The organism is Sporosarcina sp. ZBG7A (genome assembly GCF_000813425.1).
GTDB lineage: Bacteria > Bacillota > Bacilli > Bacillales_A > Planococcaceae > Sporosarcina.
On the sequence record NZ_JWIB01000029.1, the window covers coordinates 20,865 to 37,717 of the forward strand.

Genomic DNA, 16,853 nt, shown 5'->3' on the forward strand with positions numbered 1-16,853 from the left:
CTCTTACGCTTCTTGTTCAACCGTCTCTTCTTCAATACCTAGCTCTTCTTTAATCCAGTCGTAACCGTGTTCTTCTAGTTTGCGAGCAAGTTCAGCTCCACCAGATTTCACAACTCGGCCTTGCATCATCACGTGAACGTGGTCAGGTGTGATGTAGTTCAATAGACGCTGATAGTGAGTAATGATTAGGCAACCAAAGTCTTCTCCGCGCATTTCGTTGATACCTGTTGAAACGATACGTAAAGCATCAATATCAAGACCGGAGTCGATTTCGTCTAGAATTGCGAATTTAGGCTTCAACATCATAAGTTGAAGAATTTCGTTACGTTTTTTCTCTCCACCTGAGAATCCTTCGTTCAAGTAGCGAGTTGCCATATCTTCGTCCATTTCAAGGAGTTCCATTTTGCTATCGAGTTCACGGATGAACTTCATAAGCGAAATTTCGTCGCCTTCTTCGCGACGAGCGTTAACGCCTGAGCGAAGGAAGTCAGCGTTTGTTACGCCTGTAATTTCACTTGGATATTGCATGCCTAGGAACAGACCCGCTTTCGCACGTTCGTCGACTTCCATTTCTAGAACTTCTTCTCCATCAAGAAGTACAGAACCTGATGTTACTTCGTATTTTGGATGACCCATGATTGCAGACGCGAGCGTGGATTTACCTGTTCCGTTCGGTCCCATGATTGCATGGATTTCATTTGTGTTGATTGTTAAATTGACACCTTTAAGTATTTCTTTGTCTTCGATTGAAACATGAAGATCTTTGATTTCCAAAGTAGCCATTCCAATACCTCCAGTATGCTTAAGATGAATTTCACTCATCTTCTATTTATCATCATTCTAATCTTATCCTATATACGAAGTACATGCAAATCATTGAGAATGATTATAATTTATAAAAGAAACCTCCTTTTCCCGCGATATTCACAAACTATTTCCATTTTCAATTGCCGTTTTGTGAATGAGAATTTATCACGAACTGTTCACAAACTATTTTTTAAGGTTAACCCTCATTAACAAAGGTTTTCTCATCTATTTCTTTATCCCTTGTATAGAAACAAAAAGCGCGCCATCCTCTAATAGAACAGAAGATAGACGCGCTGCTTATAATAGGTCAATCATTTCGATAGTTTGGCAGATGTGCCGTCTTTTGAAAAGCTGTCGACGACAATTGCAAGCGCTCCATCACCTGTAACGTTCGTTGCAGTTCCGAAGCTATCTTGTGCCATGTACAGAGCAATCATGAGTGCTACCATGGATTCGTCGAAACCTAACATAGAAGCTAGAAGACCCGTTGCCGCAACAACCGCTCCGCCTGGTACTCCAGGAGCCGCAATCATTGTAATTCCTAACATGAAGATGAAACCGAGGTAAGTAACAAAGCTGACTGGAACACCATTCATCAGCATAACCCCGATTGAACAAGATACGAGTGTAATCGTACTCCCTGACAAGTGGATTGTTGCAAACAAAGGAACGGTAAAGTCCGTCACTCGTGCAGACGCCCCAGTTTGTTTTGCTTGACGTAATGTTACAGGGATCGTTGCTGCTGAAGATTGTGTACCAATCGCTGTGAAATAAGCTGGTGCCATAATCTTCATCAGACGGAATGGATTCCGTTTTGAAACAGCTCCAGCAACTGTGTATTGCAGTGTCAACATAACTAGGTGAAGAATAATGATCATAATGAATACGAAGATGAAAATCGATAGCACTTTAGCAACTTCACCTGTATATGTCATATTCAAGAAAATCCCAAAAATATGTATTGGTAAGAGCGGTATGATAATGACCGTGATCACTTTTTCTATTATCGTGTTCAATTCTTCAAACATGTGTAACATTGTTTTACTGCCGATTGCAGCCATTCCGATACCTAGTACGAATGCAAGAAGCAACGCCGTCATAACGCCCATAAGAGGTGTCATTTCTAGCTCGAAGAAAGCGCTCGCTGCTTCTTTCGCAGTATCAATAGATTTGCTTCCTAACCCGCTTATGTATCCCGGAAGTAAGGTTGTTGCTGCAAAGTATGCAAGAATCCCTGCGATAATCGTCGATGTGTAAGCGAATAATGTCGCAAGACCAAGCAACTTCCCAGAACCTTTACCGAGTTTCGCAATTCCTGGTGCGATGAATGCCAAAATAATTAAAGGAACTACAAAGTTAAGGAATCCTCCAAAGATCATGTTGAATGTTGCGAAGAGACGTGTGAAGCCTTTTGCAAACCCTTCACCAATCATAGGTGTCAAATACCCAAGTCCTACTGCGAGACCGATAGCAATGACAATTCTCCATATAAGTCCTATTTTAAATTTCACTTTCCAAACCCCTTTCGTGCGTTGAATTAGTAAAACTCTCTCTATCATACATGAAAACGCTTTAAAAATCAGTCCTATTTTTTATCCAAAAAAACCCCTCATCTTTGTAGACTCAAGATGAGGGGTTGCTTCTATATTATTTAGTAACTGGTACGACTGAACCTTTCCACTCATCGAGGATGAAGTCTTGGATCTCTTTTGAAGTTAGAACCTCGACAAGTGCTTTGATAGCTGGTTTGTCTTCATCCCCTGTATTCACTGCAAGGATGTTCACATATGGAGAATCAGATTCTTCAAGTGCAATAGAATCCTCCATTGGGTTGATGCCTGCATCAATTGCGTAGTTCGAGTTGATCAGTACTGCATCGCCTTCTTCGCTGTCAAACATTTGTGGAAGAAGTGCTGCTTCATAGTTTGCGTCGAACTTGATGTTTTTCGGGTTATCCACGATATCTTTCACTTCAGCTTTTGTCTTATCCACACCGTCTTTAAGCTTGATAAGACCTTCTGCTTCAAGCATTGCAAGAACACGACCGTGGTCAGCAACCGAGTTACTGATAAGGATTGTAGCGCCATCCGGAAGTTCGTCTAGTGATTTGTATTTCTTAGAATAGACACCGATTGGCTCGATATGAATGCTGCCTGCGTTTGTGAAGTCATATCCGTGGTCCGCAATTTGTGTTTCCATGTAAGGGATGTGCTGGAAGTAGTTTGCGTCCAGGTCACCAGAATCAAGATCTTGGTTCGGTAATACATAATCCTGATACGGTTCAATCTCCAAGTCATAGCCTTTTTCTTTCAATAGTGGCTTTGCTTCTTCCAGAATTTCTGCGTGTGGAACGTTGGATGCGCCAACTTTAATGACTTTTACGTCTTCATCAGAACCGCTTGCGTTTCCATCTTTGTCGTCTTTTGAACCACATGCTGCAAGTGCTAATACAAGTACTGCTAGTAAAATTCCTGTTAAAAACTTTTTCATCCATTCCACTTCCCTTTTCTGTTTTTTTAGATTTGATAACGAACAGTGTTGATTTCCGTTGCAGGCGGACGCGGGCCTACAGGAAGTAGGTCATGCAACCGTTGCGGCAGGACGCCGCGTACTTAGGTTGTTTCCATGAACTTTCCCACAGGAGTCGCCGCCTTCCACTCCTATCAACGGAGATGCCAGGCATCAGTTTTAATTCATCAAACCACTTATATAGTAGACAGGCATGCCTGTTTTTCCCTGTGTTATCGTTTGTCGAGCTTTTTGACGGCGAAGTCTCCTGCAAATTGTAGGATGAAGACGACGATTAGGATCAAGATTGTTGAAACGAGTGTGACGTCTTCTCGGCTCCGCTGGAATCCGTCTAGGAAGGCAAGTGTTCCTAGTCCTCCAGCGCCGATAATTCCTGCCATCGCCGTGTAGCCAACAAGTGCGATTGCTGTCACTGTAATCCCGGAGATTAAAGCGGGCATCGACTCTGGCAATAATACTTTAAAAATGATAGTTGAGGTTTTTGCACCCATCGAGCGTGCTGCTTCTAGAACACCTTTGTCAATTTCCTGCAGCGCAATCAGTACCATTCTTGCGTAAAACGGAGCAGCTCCAATAATCAATGCCGGCATTGCAGCTTCTGGGCCTCTGATTGTTCCGATTAGAAACTTAGTAAACGGAATTAGAAGGATGATCAATATAATGAAAGGAATCGATCTGAAAATGTTAACAATTGATCCCGTTAGCAAGTTAATTAGCTTGTTTGCCCATATATGGCCTGGACCGGTTAGGAAAAGAAGGATCCCAAGTGCTAGCCCGATGATGAAAGTGAATATGGTTGAGACAGACGTCATATAAAGTGTTTCTACTGTTGCTTCCCACATTTTTGCCCAGTCCACGTTCGGGAAATACGTTTCAATCATTTCTCAAACACCTCCGTCTGGACACCTTGTTCATGTAAATATTGAATTGCATTTGCGGTTGCCTCTGGTTCACCTGTTATTTGTAAAATCATTGTCCCGTATGCACCGCCACGAGTTTGCGAGATGTTTCCTTGAAGAATACTGACATCCACTGGATACTCTCTTATTAAACTAGCGAGTACGGGTTGCTCTGTACGTTCCCCAACAAACGCTAGTTTGACAAGTGTGCCGTCCGGATAATCCTGACGCATGAGCGACATCACTTTCTTCGCATCTTCCGGTTCAGTCACTTGCGAAACGAATCGTTTTGTTATCTGTTCTTTCGGTGACTGGAACAGTTGTAGTACGTCTCCAGTTTCTACAACACGTCCTGCTTCCATCACTGCGACTTCATGACAGATTTTCCGGATGACGTGCATTTCGTGCGTGATGAGGACAATTGTTAATCCAAGCCGTTCGTTAATGCTTGTCAACAAGTCTAAAATCGCATCAGTCGTTTCTGGATCGAGTGCGGACGTTGCTTCGTCACATAAGAGCACTTCAGGGTCGTTCGCGAGTGCCCGGGCAATTCCGACACGTTGTTTCTGTCCACCCGACAATTGGGATGGATAGGCATTTTCACGTCCTGCTAAGCCTACGAGCTCTATCAATTCCGCTGCTTTCCGCTCTCTCTCTGCCTTTTTAACTCCTGCTATTTCTAAAGGGAATGTAATGTTCTCTTTTACGGTACGAGACCAAAGTAAGTTAAAATGTTGGAAGATCATACTGATTTTTTGACGGGCTTGACGAAGTTCTTTTCCACCTATGGATGAAATCTTACGACCGTTTACTTCGACAGAACCGTCTGTTGGTTGTTCTAACCCGTTGAGCAATCGAATTAGCGTACTTTTACCAGCACCACTATACCCGATAATGCCATATATTTTTCCTTCTTCAATCGTTAGGTTTACTCCGTCAACTGCAGTAATCGCAGTGCTTGAGGTCCCAAATCGTTTGTTGACATTTGCTAATTGAATCATTCGACACCCACCTCACTGCTTTCATTCTGTCCATCAATGATTGCGATTAAAATTAAAAACGCCTTCCTGCAGATTCACAGAAAGGCGTACGCATAAGAATTCATGGCGTTCATCCGATCTCTCATCTTTCAAAGCATACGCTTTGTGTGACTTGGCACCATTTCAAGTAAATTGACGGTTGCCGGGCTTCACAGGGTTCTCCCCTCCACCTCTCTTTATAAGAGTCAGTTATTCAATTGGTTGCTTTTAGTTATACCATAGCGGTTTAGGAGTGTCAACTAAGCTTTTCGAGAATATTTTGAACCGATTGAAAGGCATAGACTTTCTCAGCTTGCTCGCCTTTTCGCTTGATGAGCAGGCACGGTACGCTTTCAACCTGGTATTCTGTCGCCAGTTCTTCAACATAGTTTAAGTTAGCTTTTCCAATTGGAAGACTTGGCTTCAACTCTGTTACGACATTCAATATTTTGCCGGCCACTGCACACGTTCCGCATAGCGGTGTATACAAATAGAATGCCGCCAGCTCTTCTCGATCAGCGAGTTCTTTCCACTCACTATATGTCCATTCATTCATGCCTATCACCTTCACTCTAAAAATAGCATATAGGGACTAAAGATCCCTGATGAATCTAGATAGCTTTTGATGACGTCACTAGATGCAAAAAATCTCGTTGATTGAAGTGTAAGGCGGCGACTCCTGGGGGAAGTTCAAGGAAACAACCTAAGTACGCGGCGTCCTGCCGCAACGGTTGCATGACCTACTTCCTGTAGGCCCGCGTCCGCCTGAAACGTAAATCAACACTGTTGACACTCTATTTCAATAGAAAATATAAAAGACGCCGGATAGTCGGCGCCTTTTAGTATTATTCTCCGACAGTCATTTTGTCGTAGTCTTCAGGAGTCATAAGCTCATCCAGTTCAGCTGGTTTCGTTGCTTCCACAACGACCATCCAAGCACCCTCGTAAGGAGATTCGTTGACAAGCTCAGGGCTGTCCTCTAAATCTTCGTTCACTTCAACGACTTTACCGCTGATTGGTGCATATAGTTCTGAAACCGTTTTTACAGATTCAACGCTACCGAATGGCTCGTCTGATTTCAATTCGTCGCCAACAGATGGCAATTCAACGAACACGATATCACCAAGCTCAGATTGTGCAAAGTGTGTAATACCAATTCGGTATTTACCGTCTTCTTCTTTAACCCATTCGTGCTCTTCAGAATACTTCAAACCTTGTGGTGTGCTCATTCTATTCCCCTCCAACTAATAATTGTTATATCTGATTCTATTTTGCCACAGGTACCTTTGAAAGACAAGAAATGAAGTTATGCCTTCCACGTTTCTGCAAACGTTTGCTCATTGAACCCGACAGTAGTCGTTTTACCATCAGTCACAAGTGGACGCTTAATGAGCATGCCGTCAGACGCTAGCAATTGGATTTGTTCATCCTCACTCATAGTAGCAAGTTTGTCCTTTAAACCGAGTTCACGATATTTCATGCCACTCGTGTTAAAGAACTTCTTCAACGGCATTTCAGAACTAGTGATCATTTCTTTCAATGCTTGTTCGCTCGGTGGCTGTTCAGCAATGTTGGATGCATCGTAAGAAATATCATTTTCTTTCAGCCACTTTTCAGCCTTTTTACATGTTGTACATTTTGGATAGCCATAATAGTGCAGTCCCAATACAGTCACCCCCATTGGTTCCATTTTACCACAAAAACATCCAGACTACAGAATTGCAGTCTGGATGGGAGTGTACAAAAGTTATGAATTAAACAACATACTTCGCAGCATCGATCAGCTTGACTGATGCTTCACGCTTCTTCGCAATTACGTTGTAAGGGTTTGAGCGAGTCAACTTACGCAATGCTGAAATCATCATGCGCTGGTTATCTCCGTCCACTGCAGCGTAAAGCGTTTCTTTCGCATCGCGTTCGATTGCGGCAAATGCTTCTTGACAGAAGATCTCTGTGTACAAGATTTTTTGTTGTTCTTTTTCTGCTCCGTTTTTCGCGACTGCTTTTTCAGTACGTAGGAGTGCAGATTCCATTGCAAAGATGTTATTAGCAATATCAGCAATGTTCACAAGAACTTCTTGTTCCTGCTCGAGTTTCGTACCATAGCGTTGTGCAGCTAATCCAGCAGCTAGCAAACCAATTTTCTTTGCATTCTTCACAAGAACTTTTTCTTGTTCAAGCGGTGCATCGCCAATTTCTTCCGGCATCATCATAAGCAACTCTTCTTGAAGTGCTTGAGCTTGTTGCAACAATGGCAACTCGCCTTTTAGCGCTTTCTTCATGAATGTTCCAGGAACGATCATACGGTTAATTTCGTTTGTTCCTTCGAAGATTCGGTTGATACGTGAATCGCGGTATGCGCGCTCTACTTCGTATTCAGCCATGAAACCATATCCACCGTGTAGTTGAACCGCTTCGTCAACGATATAATCGAGTGTCTCAGACCCAACTACTTTGTTGATAGAACATTCAATCGCGTATTCAGCAATCGCCGCTGCAATCGCTTTTCCGTCTTTTTGCTGTTCAGCAGTCATCTGGCTTTGACGTTGCTCGAAGTAACCGACTGTACGATAAATCAAGCTTTCAGTCGCATAAAGCTGAGATGCCATCGTTGCAATCTTTTCTTTCGTCAAGTTGAACGATGAAATCGGCGTATTGAATTGCTTACGCTCGTTTGAATACGAAATCGCAAGTTCAAGCGCACGTTTTGACCCACCAACTGTACCTACTCCAAGCTTATAACGACCAATGTTCAAGATGTTGAAAGCGATAATGTGACCACGACCAACTTCTCCAAGCAAGTTCTCTACAGGAACTTCAGCATCAGATAAGATCAGTGTACGAGTAGATGAAGACTTGATGCCCATCTTTTTCTCTTCCGCTCCAACAGAAACACCAGGGAATTCGCGCTCTACGATGAATGCTGAGAATTTATCGCCATCGATTTTCGCATAGACAACGAAAACGTCAGCAAAGCCAGCGTTCGTAATCCACTGCTTTTCACCATTCAATACGTAGTGAGTACCCGCTGCGTTCATTTTTGCAGTCGTCTTCGCTCCAAGAGCATCTGAACCTGAACCTGGCTCAGTTAGTGCATACGCAGAGATTTTATCACCTGCTACAGAGTTCGGTAGGTACTTCTTCTTTTGCTCTTCGTTACCGAACAATACGATTGGAAGCGTACCGATTCCAACGTGTGCACCGTGAGTGATTGAGAATCCACCAGCAACTGCTAGTTTCTCTGAGATCAATGCAGATGAGATTTTATCCAACCCAAGACCATCATATTCTTCAGGAACGTCTGCGCCTAGAAGACCAAGATCTCCAGCAGATTTAAGAAGTTTCACGGAATGCTCAAACTCATGGTTTTCTAATTTATCCACAACTGGAAGCACTTCGTTTTTCACGTAGTCTTCCGCTGTTTTCGCGATCATCTTTTGCTCGTCAGAAAAATCTTCGGGCGTGAATACGCGATCTGGTGTAATGTCTTCAGTTAAAAACGCCCCGCCTTTAATAAGCTCATTTGTCGTAGTTTCAGTCATTTCTAGTTCCTCCTCTATTTTACGTTCATGATTTTTTAAAGTAATTCAAACACGCCAGCTGCGCCCATTCCGCCACCGATACACATCGTAACGACACCGAATTGCTTGCCTTGACGCTTCAGTTCACTCATCATACGCACAGTCAAAATCGTACCGGTTGCACCAAGTGGGTGACCGAGAGCGATTGCGCCGCCGTTGACGTTCACTTTGCTCGTATCTAATTTCAGCTCACGGATGACTTGAAGAGATTGCGATGCGAACGCTTCGTTCAATTCCCATACGTCAATATCGTCAATTGATAGTCCAGCGATTTTCAACGCTTTAGGAATCGCAGCGATTGGACCAATTCCCATAATTTCAGGTGGAACGCCTGCTACTGCAAACGAACGGAACTTCGCGATTGGCGTAAGCCCTTCCGCCACAGCTTTTTCACGATCCATGACGAGTACAGATGCTGCACCGTCAGACGTTTGCGAAGCGTTACCTGCTGTTACTGATCCTGTAACGGAGAAGGCAGGACGCAATTTCGCTAGGATTTCCGTAGTTGTACCGCGACGTACGCCTTCATCCATAGAAAACGTTTCTTTTTTCTCTGCAAATTTCCCGTTGTTGTCGACATATCCTTTTGTAAATTCGACTGGGACGATTTCGTCATCGAACTTTCCAGCGTCAATCGCTGCTGCTGCGCGACGGTGAGATTCAACCGCAAACGCATCTTGGTCGTCACGACTGATTCCATATTTTACGGCAACTTGCTCGGCAGTATGCCCCATTCCCATGTAATACTGAGGTGCTTCTTCAGCAAGCTTTGCATTCGGTCGAACGGTATTCCCCATCATTGGAACCATACTCATAGATTCTGCACCACCTGCTAGGATGGCTTCAGAGTGTCCAAGCATAATGCGTTCAGCTGCATAAGCAATGGACTGGAGTCCTGATGAACAAAAACGGTTGATGGTAATCGCTGGTGTCGTATCCGGTAATCCCGCAAGTGCACCGATATTACGTGCCATATTCATGCCTTGTTCTGCTTCCGGCATTGCGCAGCCGATGATCAGGTCTTCAATCGGACCGTCATATCCTCCTGCGCGTTTTAATGTTTCTTTTATAGTAAGGGCTCCTAAATCATCTGGTCGGACTGTTGCAAGTGATCCTTTACCTGCTTTACCAACCGGTGTGCGGGAACCCGCTACGATTACTGCTTCACGCATTGTGTTTCCTCCTCTAAAAGTTCTGTTCATCAGTTACGCAATGGTTTGCCTTTGACAAGCATGTGTTGCATGCGAGCTTGTGATTTCGGCTCTGCTACTAAGCTCAAGAACGCTTCTCGCTCTAAATCCAGCAAGTACTGCTCATCGACTAGTGTGCCGTATGGCAGTTTGCCTCCAGCCAATACGTATGCGAGTTTCTTCGCAATCTTCATATCATGATCGCTGATGAACCCTGACAAACGCATGCCTTCAGCACCGAGTAATAACGTTGCATAGCCGGTTTCACCAACTACCGGGAATTTCTCATGCTTTGGCGCTTGATAGCCATTGTCATAAAGTGATAGTGCTGCTTGTTTTGCATCATATAATAGATGATCCGCATTGACGCTAATGCCATCTGCGAAATCGAGGAAGTTGTTTTCACGTGCTTCATCAGCGGAAGTCGACACTTTTGCCATCGCAATCGATTCGAATACGTTGTTCGCGATGTTTTGGTAGTCCACTTGAACGCCATTCGGCAATCCTTTTAAGTGTTTCAAGTAAAGACCGACGTTTCCGCCTCCACCAGGAATGAGTCCAACTCCAGCTTCAACGAGGCCGATATACGTTTCCATGGAAGCTTGGATATGAGCAGCTGGCAAGCAGACTTCTGCTCCGCCACCCAACGTCATTTGGAACGGTGCTGCAACGACTGGTTTCGATGAATACTTGATTTTCATCATTGCGTTTTGGAACGTACGCACTACGAAATCGAGTTCGAAGATGTTATCATCTTGCGCTTCCATCAAAATCATTCCGAGGTTTGCACCGACACAGAAGTTCTTTCCTTGGTTACCGATGACGAGACCTTTATAGTTCTTTTCAACTTCATCCACCGCAAAGTTAATCATTTGCATAATGTCGAGGCCAATCGCATTTGACTGTGAATGGAACTCAAGAAGTGCAATTCCGTCTCCCATGTCGATCAAGCTTGCGCCAGAGTTTTTCTTGATGACGCCATGCTTTTTCTTATAGCGCTTCAAGTCGATTACTTTCTCATTAACCGGAACTGGAGAGTATCCTTCCCCATCGAAGTAGAAGAGCTCGTTGTCTTCCTCTTTATAGAAGGTTTCGAATCCTTTATCGAGCAATTTTTGAGCGAATTCAGGAATTGTTTCTCCCTGTTCCTTCATCCGTTCGACTGATTTGCTGACACCGATAGCATCCCAAACTTCAAACGGCCCCTGTTGCCATCCGAAGCCCCATTTCATCGCATTATCGATGGATACGATTGTATCTGCGATTTTGCCATGCATGTCAGCAGAGTAAAGAAGTGTCGGCGCTAAGATGCTCCAGAGAAGCTCTCCTGTACGATCATCTGCGTACACTAATGACTTTACACGGTTGCCGAGTCCTTTTTGCTGCTTCGCCATTTCAATTGAAGGCGTTTTCATTTTCTTGACTAGGCCGTATTCAAGCGTCGATGAATCGATCTCGAAGATTTCTTTGCCTTTTTTCACAAAGAATCCTTGCTTCGCTTTAGCACCGATCCACCCGTTGTCGATCATTTTCTTCATGAATTCAGGAAGTTCGAATACCGCCTGCTCTTCCCCTTCAGTCTTGTCGTAGACGTTTTTCGCAACATGCATGAATGTATCCAGCCCTACTACATCCAACGTGCGGAATGTCGCAGATTTTGGGCGTCCAATCAGAGTTCCAGTTACAGAGTCCACTTCACCAACTGTGTAACTGCGTTTTTCCATCTCACGAAGCGTGACGAGAAGTCCGTATGTTCCGATTCGATTGGCGATGAAGTTCGGCGTGTCTTTAGCTAACACGACACCTTTACCAAGGCGATCTTCACCGAATGACGTCATGAACTCGATTACTTCATTTGAAGTCGTTTTTGCTGGAATCACTTCAAGCAATTTCAAGTAACGCGGCGGATTGAAGAAATGCGTACCTAGGAAATGTTTTTGGAAGTCTTCTGAACGACCTTCTGCCATAGCATCGATACTAATTCCTGATGTATTTGAAGTGACGATCGTTCCGGGTTTGCGAACAGCGTCGATTTTTTCATATAAGCCCTTTTTAACTTCTAAGTTTTCAACGATAACTTCAATGATCCAGTCCACGTCTTTCAACTTTTCTAAGTCGTCTTCCAAGTTGCCCGCTTCAATTAAAGCTAGGTTTTTCTTAGAAGTCAGTGGTGCTGGTTTTTGTTTTAGTAGTTTCTGAATCGATCCAGATACAACTCGATTGCGAACTGCCTTATGCTCCAGTGTAAATCCTTTTTTCTCTTCGTCTTCTGTCAATTTGTTTGGAACAATGTCCAGAAGAAGAACAGGAATCCCAATATTGGCGAGGTGTGCAGCGATTCCAGACCCCATAACACCAGATCCGATAACTGCTGCTTTCTTAATTTGATAAGCCACGTGAAATCCTCCCTTTGCTTTTGAATGAACGCTCATTCATTTTGTGGGTAAAAAAAATAGAAACCTTTTCTATGAATCTAATTGTAGACTATTTCCTGCGTTTTCGCAATATTTAAATCTAAAAAACAACTATTCATTCCTTCCGAAACAAGTTGATGGGCTGAAAGCGCTTTTCATTGTACACTGAAGATATGAAAGGAGTCGAATATACATGGATTCAATTACAACCGCAAAACAATTCGATGACATTATTAACGAACCATCACGCTCAGTTATTAAATTCCAGGCAGGATGGTGCCCAGACTGTCGAGTGATGGACATGTTTATCGGACCTATTACAGAAGATTACGATCAGTACGATTGGTATGATGTAGACCGCGATGTTCTTCCTGAAATCGCAGAAAAGTATGATGTGATGGGGATTCCGAGCTTACTCATTTTTGAAAATGGAGAGAAAAAAGCGCACCTTCATAGTGCCAACGCAAAATCTCCTGAGCAAGTGACAAGCTTCCTTGAAGGTCTAACAATTTAAAAGATACTAGCAATTCCTCCGGCTGCCTATGCAGTCGGTTTTTTTTATGTATTTTTTTGAAAATCAGTTATACTTAAGAGAGGTTAAAGAAAAACTAAGAGGTGTAGAATGAGTCATATAGAAGAAATTGCACAATTAAAAGCCACTATTGCCAAGTATGAAGAAATTATTAGTGAGACATCTGTTCCAATTATTACGTCAATTATTGATAATACAATCTTGCTCCCTATTGTCGGATATATAGATAGAGAACGAATGGAACGTATTCGCACGAAAGTTCTTGAGTATGCTGGGGACCATAGACATACTGAAGCTGCCGTATTCGACTTTTCAAGTATCCGTTTGGCTGAAGAGGAAGGTTTGGAAATGCTGACTCATGAATTGCAACTCATGCGATCCGAACTTCGATTGATGGGCATTCGTCCAATCATGGTTGGCTTCACTCCTCCATTTGTCCGTCAAATGGTTAATTCAGGAGTTGCTTCTGAAGTAGAGTCATACGCAAACTTCAAATCAGCACTACAAACTCTAATGGATGAAAAAGGACTTTCCTTTTCAAAAGAGTAAATAAGGGAGGATTTTGTCGTGCCGTTCTTAAAACAACTACAAGGCAAATCACAATATGAACCTTCCATAGACATACAGCTAAGACCATCTGCATGCGGTCCCGTAACAGCTTCTGTGATCTTACACTATTTGAATGTCCCAATTTCCAAAGTTTCTGTCAATAAGCTTTACAAGCTATTAGGAACTACTCGAATCGGGTTATTCACATGGCGTTTCGTTCATAGGCTTCATAAGATACTAGGTGCCGATTGGGAAGTTCGGAAATGTTCGTTATCCGAAGCGATATCCGAACTTGAGAACGGACGTCCCGTTGCGGCGAAATTTGATAAATGGTTTACTTTCAAGTGGAGTGGAAAGTATGAATTCGACTATCACTGGGTACCTCTTATAGGATATGAAAAAAATGCGAATGATGTGATTCTCACAATTCATGACAATGGAAGCCCTTCTTCTCCTAGCAACTTGCGATTTGTCTCTTATCGAAAGAACCAAGAGGTTTTAACTTTTGTAAAAATCGCTCCAAGTTCCAAGCAAAAAGGACACTGATTCGCTCAGTGTCCTTTTTGTTATGCTACATATTGAATTGCTTGTTTTAACGTTGCAAAGCTCTTGATGGAGCCGAAGTCTATACCAAGACCGACTAGCGTTTGTGCGATAGCAGGGGTTACTCCACTAACGACTGGAACAGTCCCAACTAACGACAGTGATTCAAAGAGTATGAATAACTGTTGAGCTACAAATGTATCCGTCGTTTGAAGTCCTGAAAGGTCGATGATCAAATGCTCGAGATTGAGTCGAACAGCTTCATTAAGAACTTTTTCTTGCAGCACGGTTCCTCTATTGAAATCCATAATACCGATTAACGGCAGGATAGCAGTCGTATCGTTAATGGATGCAATCGGAACGGATAATTCAGCAACCGCAGCTTGTGAAATCTTCAGCATTTCCTTTTCATAATGCACAAAAGGAAGGCTGAAGTAGTAGACGACATCGTTCACAATCGTATCGAGTACAGTCGTCAGTTCATACATTTCCTCTGAACTGATGTTACGGTTTAGTCCTTCATGCTTTAAAACGGTACCAATATATGCACGGTATTCAGGAACCTCACGAAGCATCATGTCTAAAGAGACACTTTCTTTCTTCGCAAAGTGAGTCCCCGCTTCCTGTCCCCATTGACGCAATTGCTCAATTCGTTCTGTCTCCTCTAACTTCAGCGCATTCGCATATAGCTTTACTAATTCCATGCGAGATAGAAAGAGTTCTTCTTCAATACGATTCATAATCGGATAACGTTCGTTCTGCTGTTTAGTTATCAGGCCTGCAAGTTGCTCAGCATTCTCCGTTACCTTATCACTTAAAAGGATCAATAATTCTTTCATCAAGACTCCCCCTTGTAGCAGCTACTAGTTCTGCTGTTGCCATTTGTTTGAGGACTGCGTTCAAACCTTGTTTCCTTAGATGGCTTAATGTTTGGTCAGTATAATCCGGAATTTCAAGAGACTCTAATGTTTTTCCTAAATCTACTTCACAGTGGATGGTTGCCAGTTCTTTTGATACATGTAGCATCGCCAAGTTGTCTTGAATTTTGCTTTTCTCAGAACTCGTCAGCTTGTCCAATGAATTGACGACTTCTTCAGCAGTCCCATATGTTTGAATCAATTTGAGTGCTGTCTTCGGTCCAATTCCTTTGACCCCTGGATAGCCATCACTCGTGTCGCCTATAAATGCTTTATAGTCAATGAATTGAGTGGGTGTCATTCCGTAATCTTCTAAAAAACGTGACTCTGTGTATAGGTCATAGATAGAATGACCTTTTTTTGTTAAGGCGATTTGGACGGAAGGTGCAAGTAATTGAAGTAAATCCTTATCCCCGGACACAATTGTTAAATCCGCATCCTCTTTCCACGTTTTGACGAGTGATCCGATCAGGTCGTCCGCTTCCATTCCTTCAACCCCATAATTTCTCCATCCCATAGCTTCAGAAACCTGACGAGCCATATCAAATTGAGGAAGAAGTTCCGGCGCTGGCGCAGGACGATTGGCTTTATAACCATCATAAATGTCGTTTCGGAAAGTGACCGAACCCATGTCCCAGCAAACCGCAAGATGGGTCGGCTGAAAAAGGTTAACTGCAGTTAATGTATGTCTTAGAAATCCTTGAACCCCATTTGTAGGGATTCCATCTTCATTGTATTGGAACTGTTTTCGTACAGCTGTTGCAAAAAACGAACGGAATAACAGGGCCATTCCATCAATAATCAGTATGTGTGGACGTTCAGTACTCACTTGCTCACTCTCCTTATTAGTTCTTAAGCTTATGTACAAATTTCTTTTCTTTATCATACCACGTCTTTTTAGTTTGGCACGCTCATTTAGGGATTGACGTCACTTATCTAGGCACTCGTCTAAGGCAACCTGAGCGTTTGACATAGGATGGGGAGCAGAGTGAAATTCTGAAAGGGGTATAAAAGTATGAATCCAAATGATTACACCGAGGAACAATGGTTTCCCGAGCTTCCTGAAGGATACATTCAACAACCTAGCAGTCAGGATGATTGGAACGCGACTGCAATGAATGTGAATCCTCATCAAATGGCATTAAATGTAGATCCTCATCAAACTGCAATGAACATCGATCCTCATCTAACCGCAGTGAACGGCTGGAACGATTGGCAGAATCCATCACATAACAACCACCAGCAAGGATGGCCGGGTTGGCCGAATTCGCCACAGCAACCAGGATGGCCAGGTTTCCCGCACCAACCGAATGCACCATGGCAAGGTGGATGGAATCCGAGTCAACCCGCTTATCCAGGATCTGGTGGTGGTGGTGGTGGCGGAAATCAACAAAGTGCACCAACTTCACCTCCACCTTCGCAAACACCCGCGTATCCTGATCAGCAACTCTTGAGAGTAGATCCAGGTGGAATTCGCGGATGCATGTTCCGCTATACGTACATCTGGACATCTCGAAATAGAGGGTTTTGGTTCTTCCCAACCTTCGTCGGAAGAACGTCTGTCGCAGGATTCCAATGGAACAATCAGTGGAGACGATGGATGTTTACCGGAATTGACTTAAATCGGATCGATGCATTTACTTGTATTTAATGAGTTAGAGTTGGGAATTAAGGAGAGATCAGCTGCGGCTGATCTTTTTTTGTTTTGGGAAATGAGTTTGGGGCAAAGTAGATTGATGCTTGAGTTCATGTTTTTGGGGTTATGATCATATTTCATGGGTTATGGTCTCTTTTTGAGGTTTATGAGCACTTTCCCAGGGTTATGATCACTTCTTGAGATTTATGAGCACTTCCCTCGGGTTATGATCACTTT

At 43.3% G+C, this 16,853-nt stretch carries 17 protein-coding genes and 1 riboswitch; of the genes, 4 read left to right on the forward strand and 13 right to left on the reverse strand.

Annotated features, from left to right (window positions below):
- Positions 1 to 3: 3 nt before the first annotated feature.
- The 11 genes from sufC to RL70_RS10895 all read right to left on the reverse strand — a co-directional run bounded on the left by sufC (position 4) and on the right by RL70_RS10895 (position 12,421).
- Entirely contained in the window at positions 4 to 783 is a 780-nt protein-coding gene (gene sufC / locus RL70_RS10845) for a Fe-S cluster assembly ATPase SufC (RefSeq protein WP_039043412.1), read from the reverse strand.
- Positions 784 to 1,118: 335 nt separating this feature from the next.
- Entirely contained in the window at positions 1,119 to 2,318 is a 1,200-nt protein-coding gene (locus tag RL70_RS10850) for a dicarboxylate/amino acid:cation symporter (RefSeq protein WP_039043413.1), read from the reverse strand.
- 136 nt (positions 2,319 to 2,454) lie between these two features.
- Positions 2,455 to 3,297, reverse strand: coding sequence for a MetQ/NlpA family ABC transporter substrate-binding protein (locus RL70_RS10855; protein ID WP_039043414.1), 843 nt, complete (start codon positions 3,295 to 3,297; stop codon positions 2,455 to 2,457).
- A 251-nt stretch (positions 3,298 to 3,548) separates the two neighbouring features.
- Positions 3,549 to 4,217, reverse strand: a complete 669-nt coding sequence (locus tag RL70_RS10860; protein WP_039043415.1) for a methionine ABC transporter permease — start codon at positions 4,215 to 4,217, stop codon at positions 3,549 to 3,551.
- Positions 4,214 to 5,236, reverse strand: a complete 1,023-nt coding sequence (locus tag RL70_RS10865; RefSeq protein ID WP_039043416.1) for a methionine ABC transporter ATP-binding protein — start codon at positions 5,234 to 5,236, stop codon at positions 4,214 to 4,216. The genes RL70_RS10860 and RL70_RS10865 overlap by 4 nt, the downstream gene beginning before the upstream one ends.
- Before the next feature lie 118 nt (positions 5,237 to 5,354).
- A riboswitch (SAM riboswitch) is annotated at positions 5,355 to 5,460 on the reverse strand.
- A gap of 50 nt (positions 5,461 to 5,510) precedes the next feature.
- Complete coding sequence (locus tag RL70_RS10870) at positions 5,511 to 5,810, reverse strand: thioredoxin family protein (protein WP_039043417.1); 300 nt, start codon at positions 5,808 to 5,810, stop codon at positions 5,511 to 5,513.
- Positions 5,811 to 6,099: 289 nt separating this feature from the next.
- Positions 6,100 to 6,483, reverse strand: a complete 384-nt coding sequence (gene gcvH / locus RL70_RS10875; protein WP_039043418.1) for a glycine cleavage system protein GcvH — start codon at positions 6,481 to 6,483, stop codon at positions 6,100 to 6,102.
- Positions 6,484 to 6,560: 77 nt separating this feature from the next.
- Entirely contained in the window at positions 6,561 to 6,920 is a 360-nt protein-coding gene (locus RL70_RS10880; RefSeq protein WP_039043419.1) for an arsenate reductase family protein, read from the reverse strand.
- A gap of 88 nt (positions 6,921 to 7,008) precedes the next feature.
- Positions 7,009 to 8,796, reverse strand: coding sequence for an acyl-CoA dehydrogenase family protein (locus RL70_RS10885; RefSeq protein WP_039043420.1), 1,788 nt, complete (start codon positions 8,794 to 8,796; stop codon positions 7,009 to 7,011).
- 35 nt (positions 8,797 to 8,831) lie between these two features.
- Positions 8,832 to 10,007: an acetyl-CoA C-acetyltransferase gene (locus RL70_RS10890; protein ID WP_039043421.1), complete on the reverse strand. Its 1,176-nt coding sequence runs from the start codon at positions 10,005 to 10,007 to the stop codon at positions 8,832 to 8,834.
- A 29-nt stretch (positions 10,008 to 10,036) separates the two neighbouring features.
- Positions 10,037 to 12,421, reverse strand: a complete 2,385-nt coding sequence (locus RL70_RS10895; RefSeq protein ID WP_039043422.1) for a 3-hydroxyacyl-CoA dehydrogenase/enoyl-CoA hydratase family protein — start codon at positions 12,419 to 12,421, stop codon at positions 10,037 to 10,039.
- A gap of 211 nt (positions 12,422 to 12,632) precedes the next feature.
- Between RL70_RS10895 and RL70_RS10900 the strand changes: the two genes are divergently transcribed.
- The 3 genes from RL70_RS10900 to RL70_RS10910 all read left to right on the forward strand — a co-directional run bounded on the left by RL70_RS10900 (position 12,633) and on the right by RL70_RS10910 (position 14,066).
- On the forward strand, positions 12,633 to 12,953 hold the full coding sequence (locus RL70_RS10900; RefSeq protein WP_039043423.1) for a thioredoxin family protein: 321 nt from the start codon (positions 12,633 to 12,635) through the stop codon (positions 12,951 to 12,953).
- A gap of 108 nt (positions 12,954 to 13,061) precedes the next feature.
- Entirely contained in the window at positions 13,062 to 13,520 is a 459-nt protein-coding gene (locus RL70_RS10905; RefSeq protein WP_039043424.1) for an STAS domain-containing protein, read from the forward strand.
- A gap of 18 nt (positions 13,521 to 13,538) precedes the next feature.
- The gene (locus RL70_RS10910; RefSeq protein WP_039043425.1) at positions 13,539 to 14,066 is read left to right on the forward strand and encodes a C39 family peptidase; all 528 of its coding nucleotides are present in this window, start codon (positions 13,539 to 13,541) and stop codon (positions 14,064 to 14,066) included.
- A 20-nt stretch (positions 14,067 to 14,086) separates the two neighbouring features.
- On the opposite strand, the gene RL70_RS10915 is transcribed toward RL70_RS10910, so the two are convergent.
- Together RL70_RS10915 and RL70_RS10920 are read right to left on the reverse strand one after the other, a co-directional pair.
- The gene (locus tag RL70_RS10915) at positions 14,087 to 14,902 is read right to left on the reverse strand and encodes an STAS domain-containing protein (RefSeq protein WP_039043426.1); all 816 of its coding nucleotides are present in this window, start codon (positions 14,900 to 14,902) and stop codon (positions 14,087 to 14,089) included.
- Complete coding sequence (locus RL70_RS10920) at positions 14,874 to 15,809, reverse strand: 5'-3' exonuclease H3TH domain-containing protein (RefSeq protein ID WP_231567264.1); 936 nt, start codon at positions 15,807 to 15,809, stop codon at positions 14,874 to 14,876. Before RL70_RS10920 ends, RL70_RS10915 begins: the two co-directional genes overlap by 29 nt.
- A gap of 186 nt (positions 15,810 to 15,995) precedes the next feature.
- Between RL70_RS10920 and RL70_RS17345 the strand changes: the two genes are divergently transcribed.
- The gene (locus tag RL70_RS17345) at positions 15,996 to 16,631 is read left to right on the forward strand and encodes a hypothetical protein (protein WP_197054111.1); all 636 of its coding nucleotides are present in this window, start codon (positions 15,996 to 15,998) and stop codon (positions 16,629 to 16,631) included.
- Positions 16,632 to 16,853: the final 222 nt, after the last annotated feature.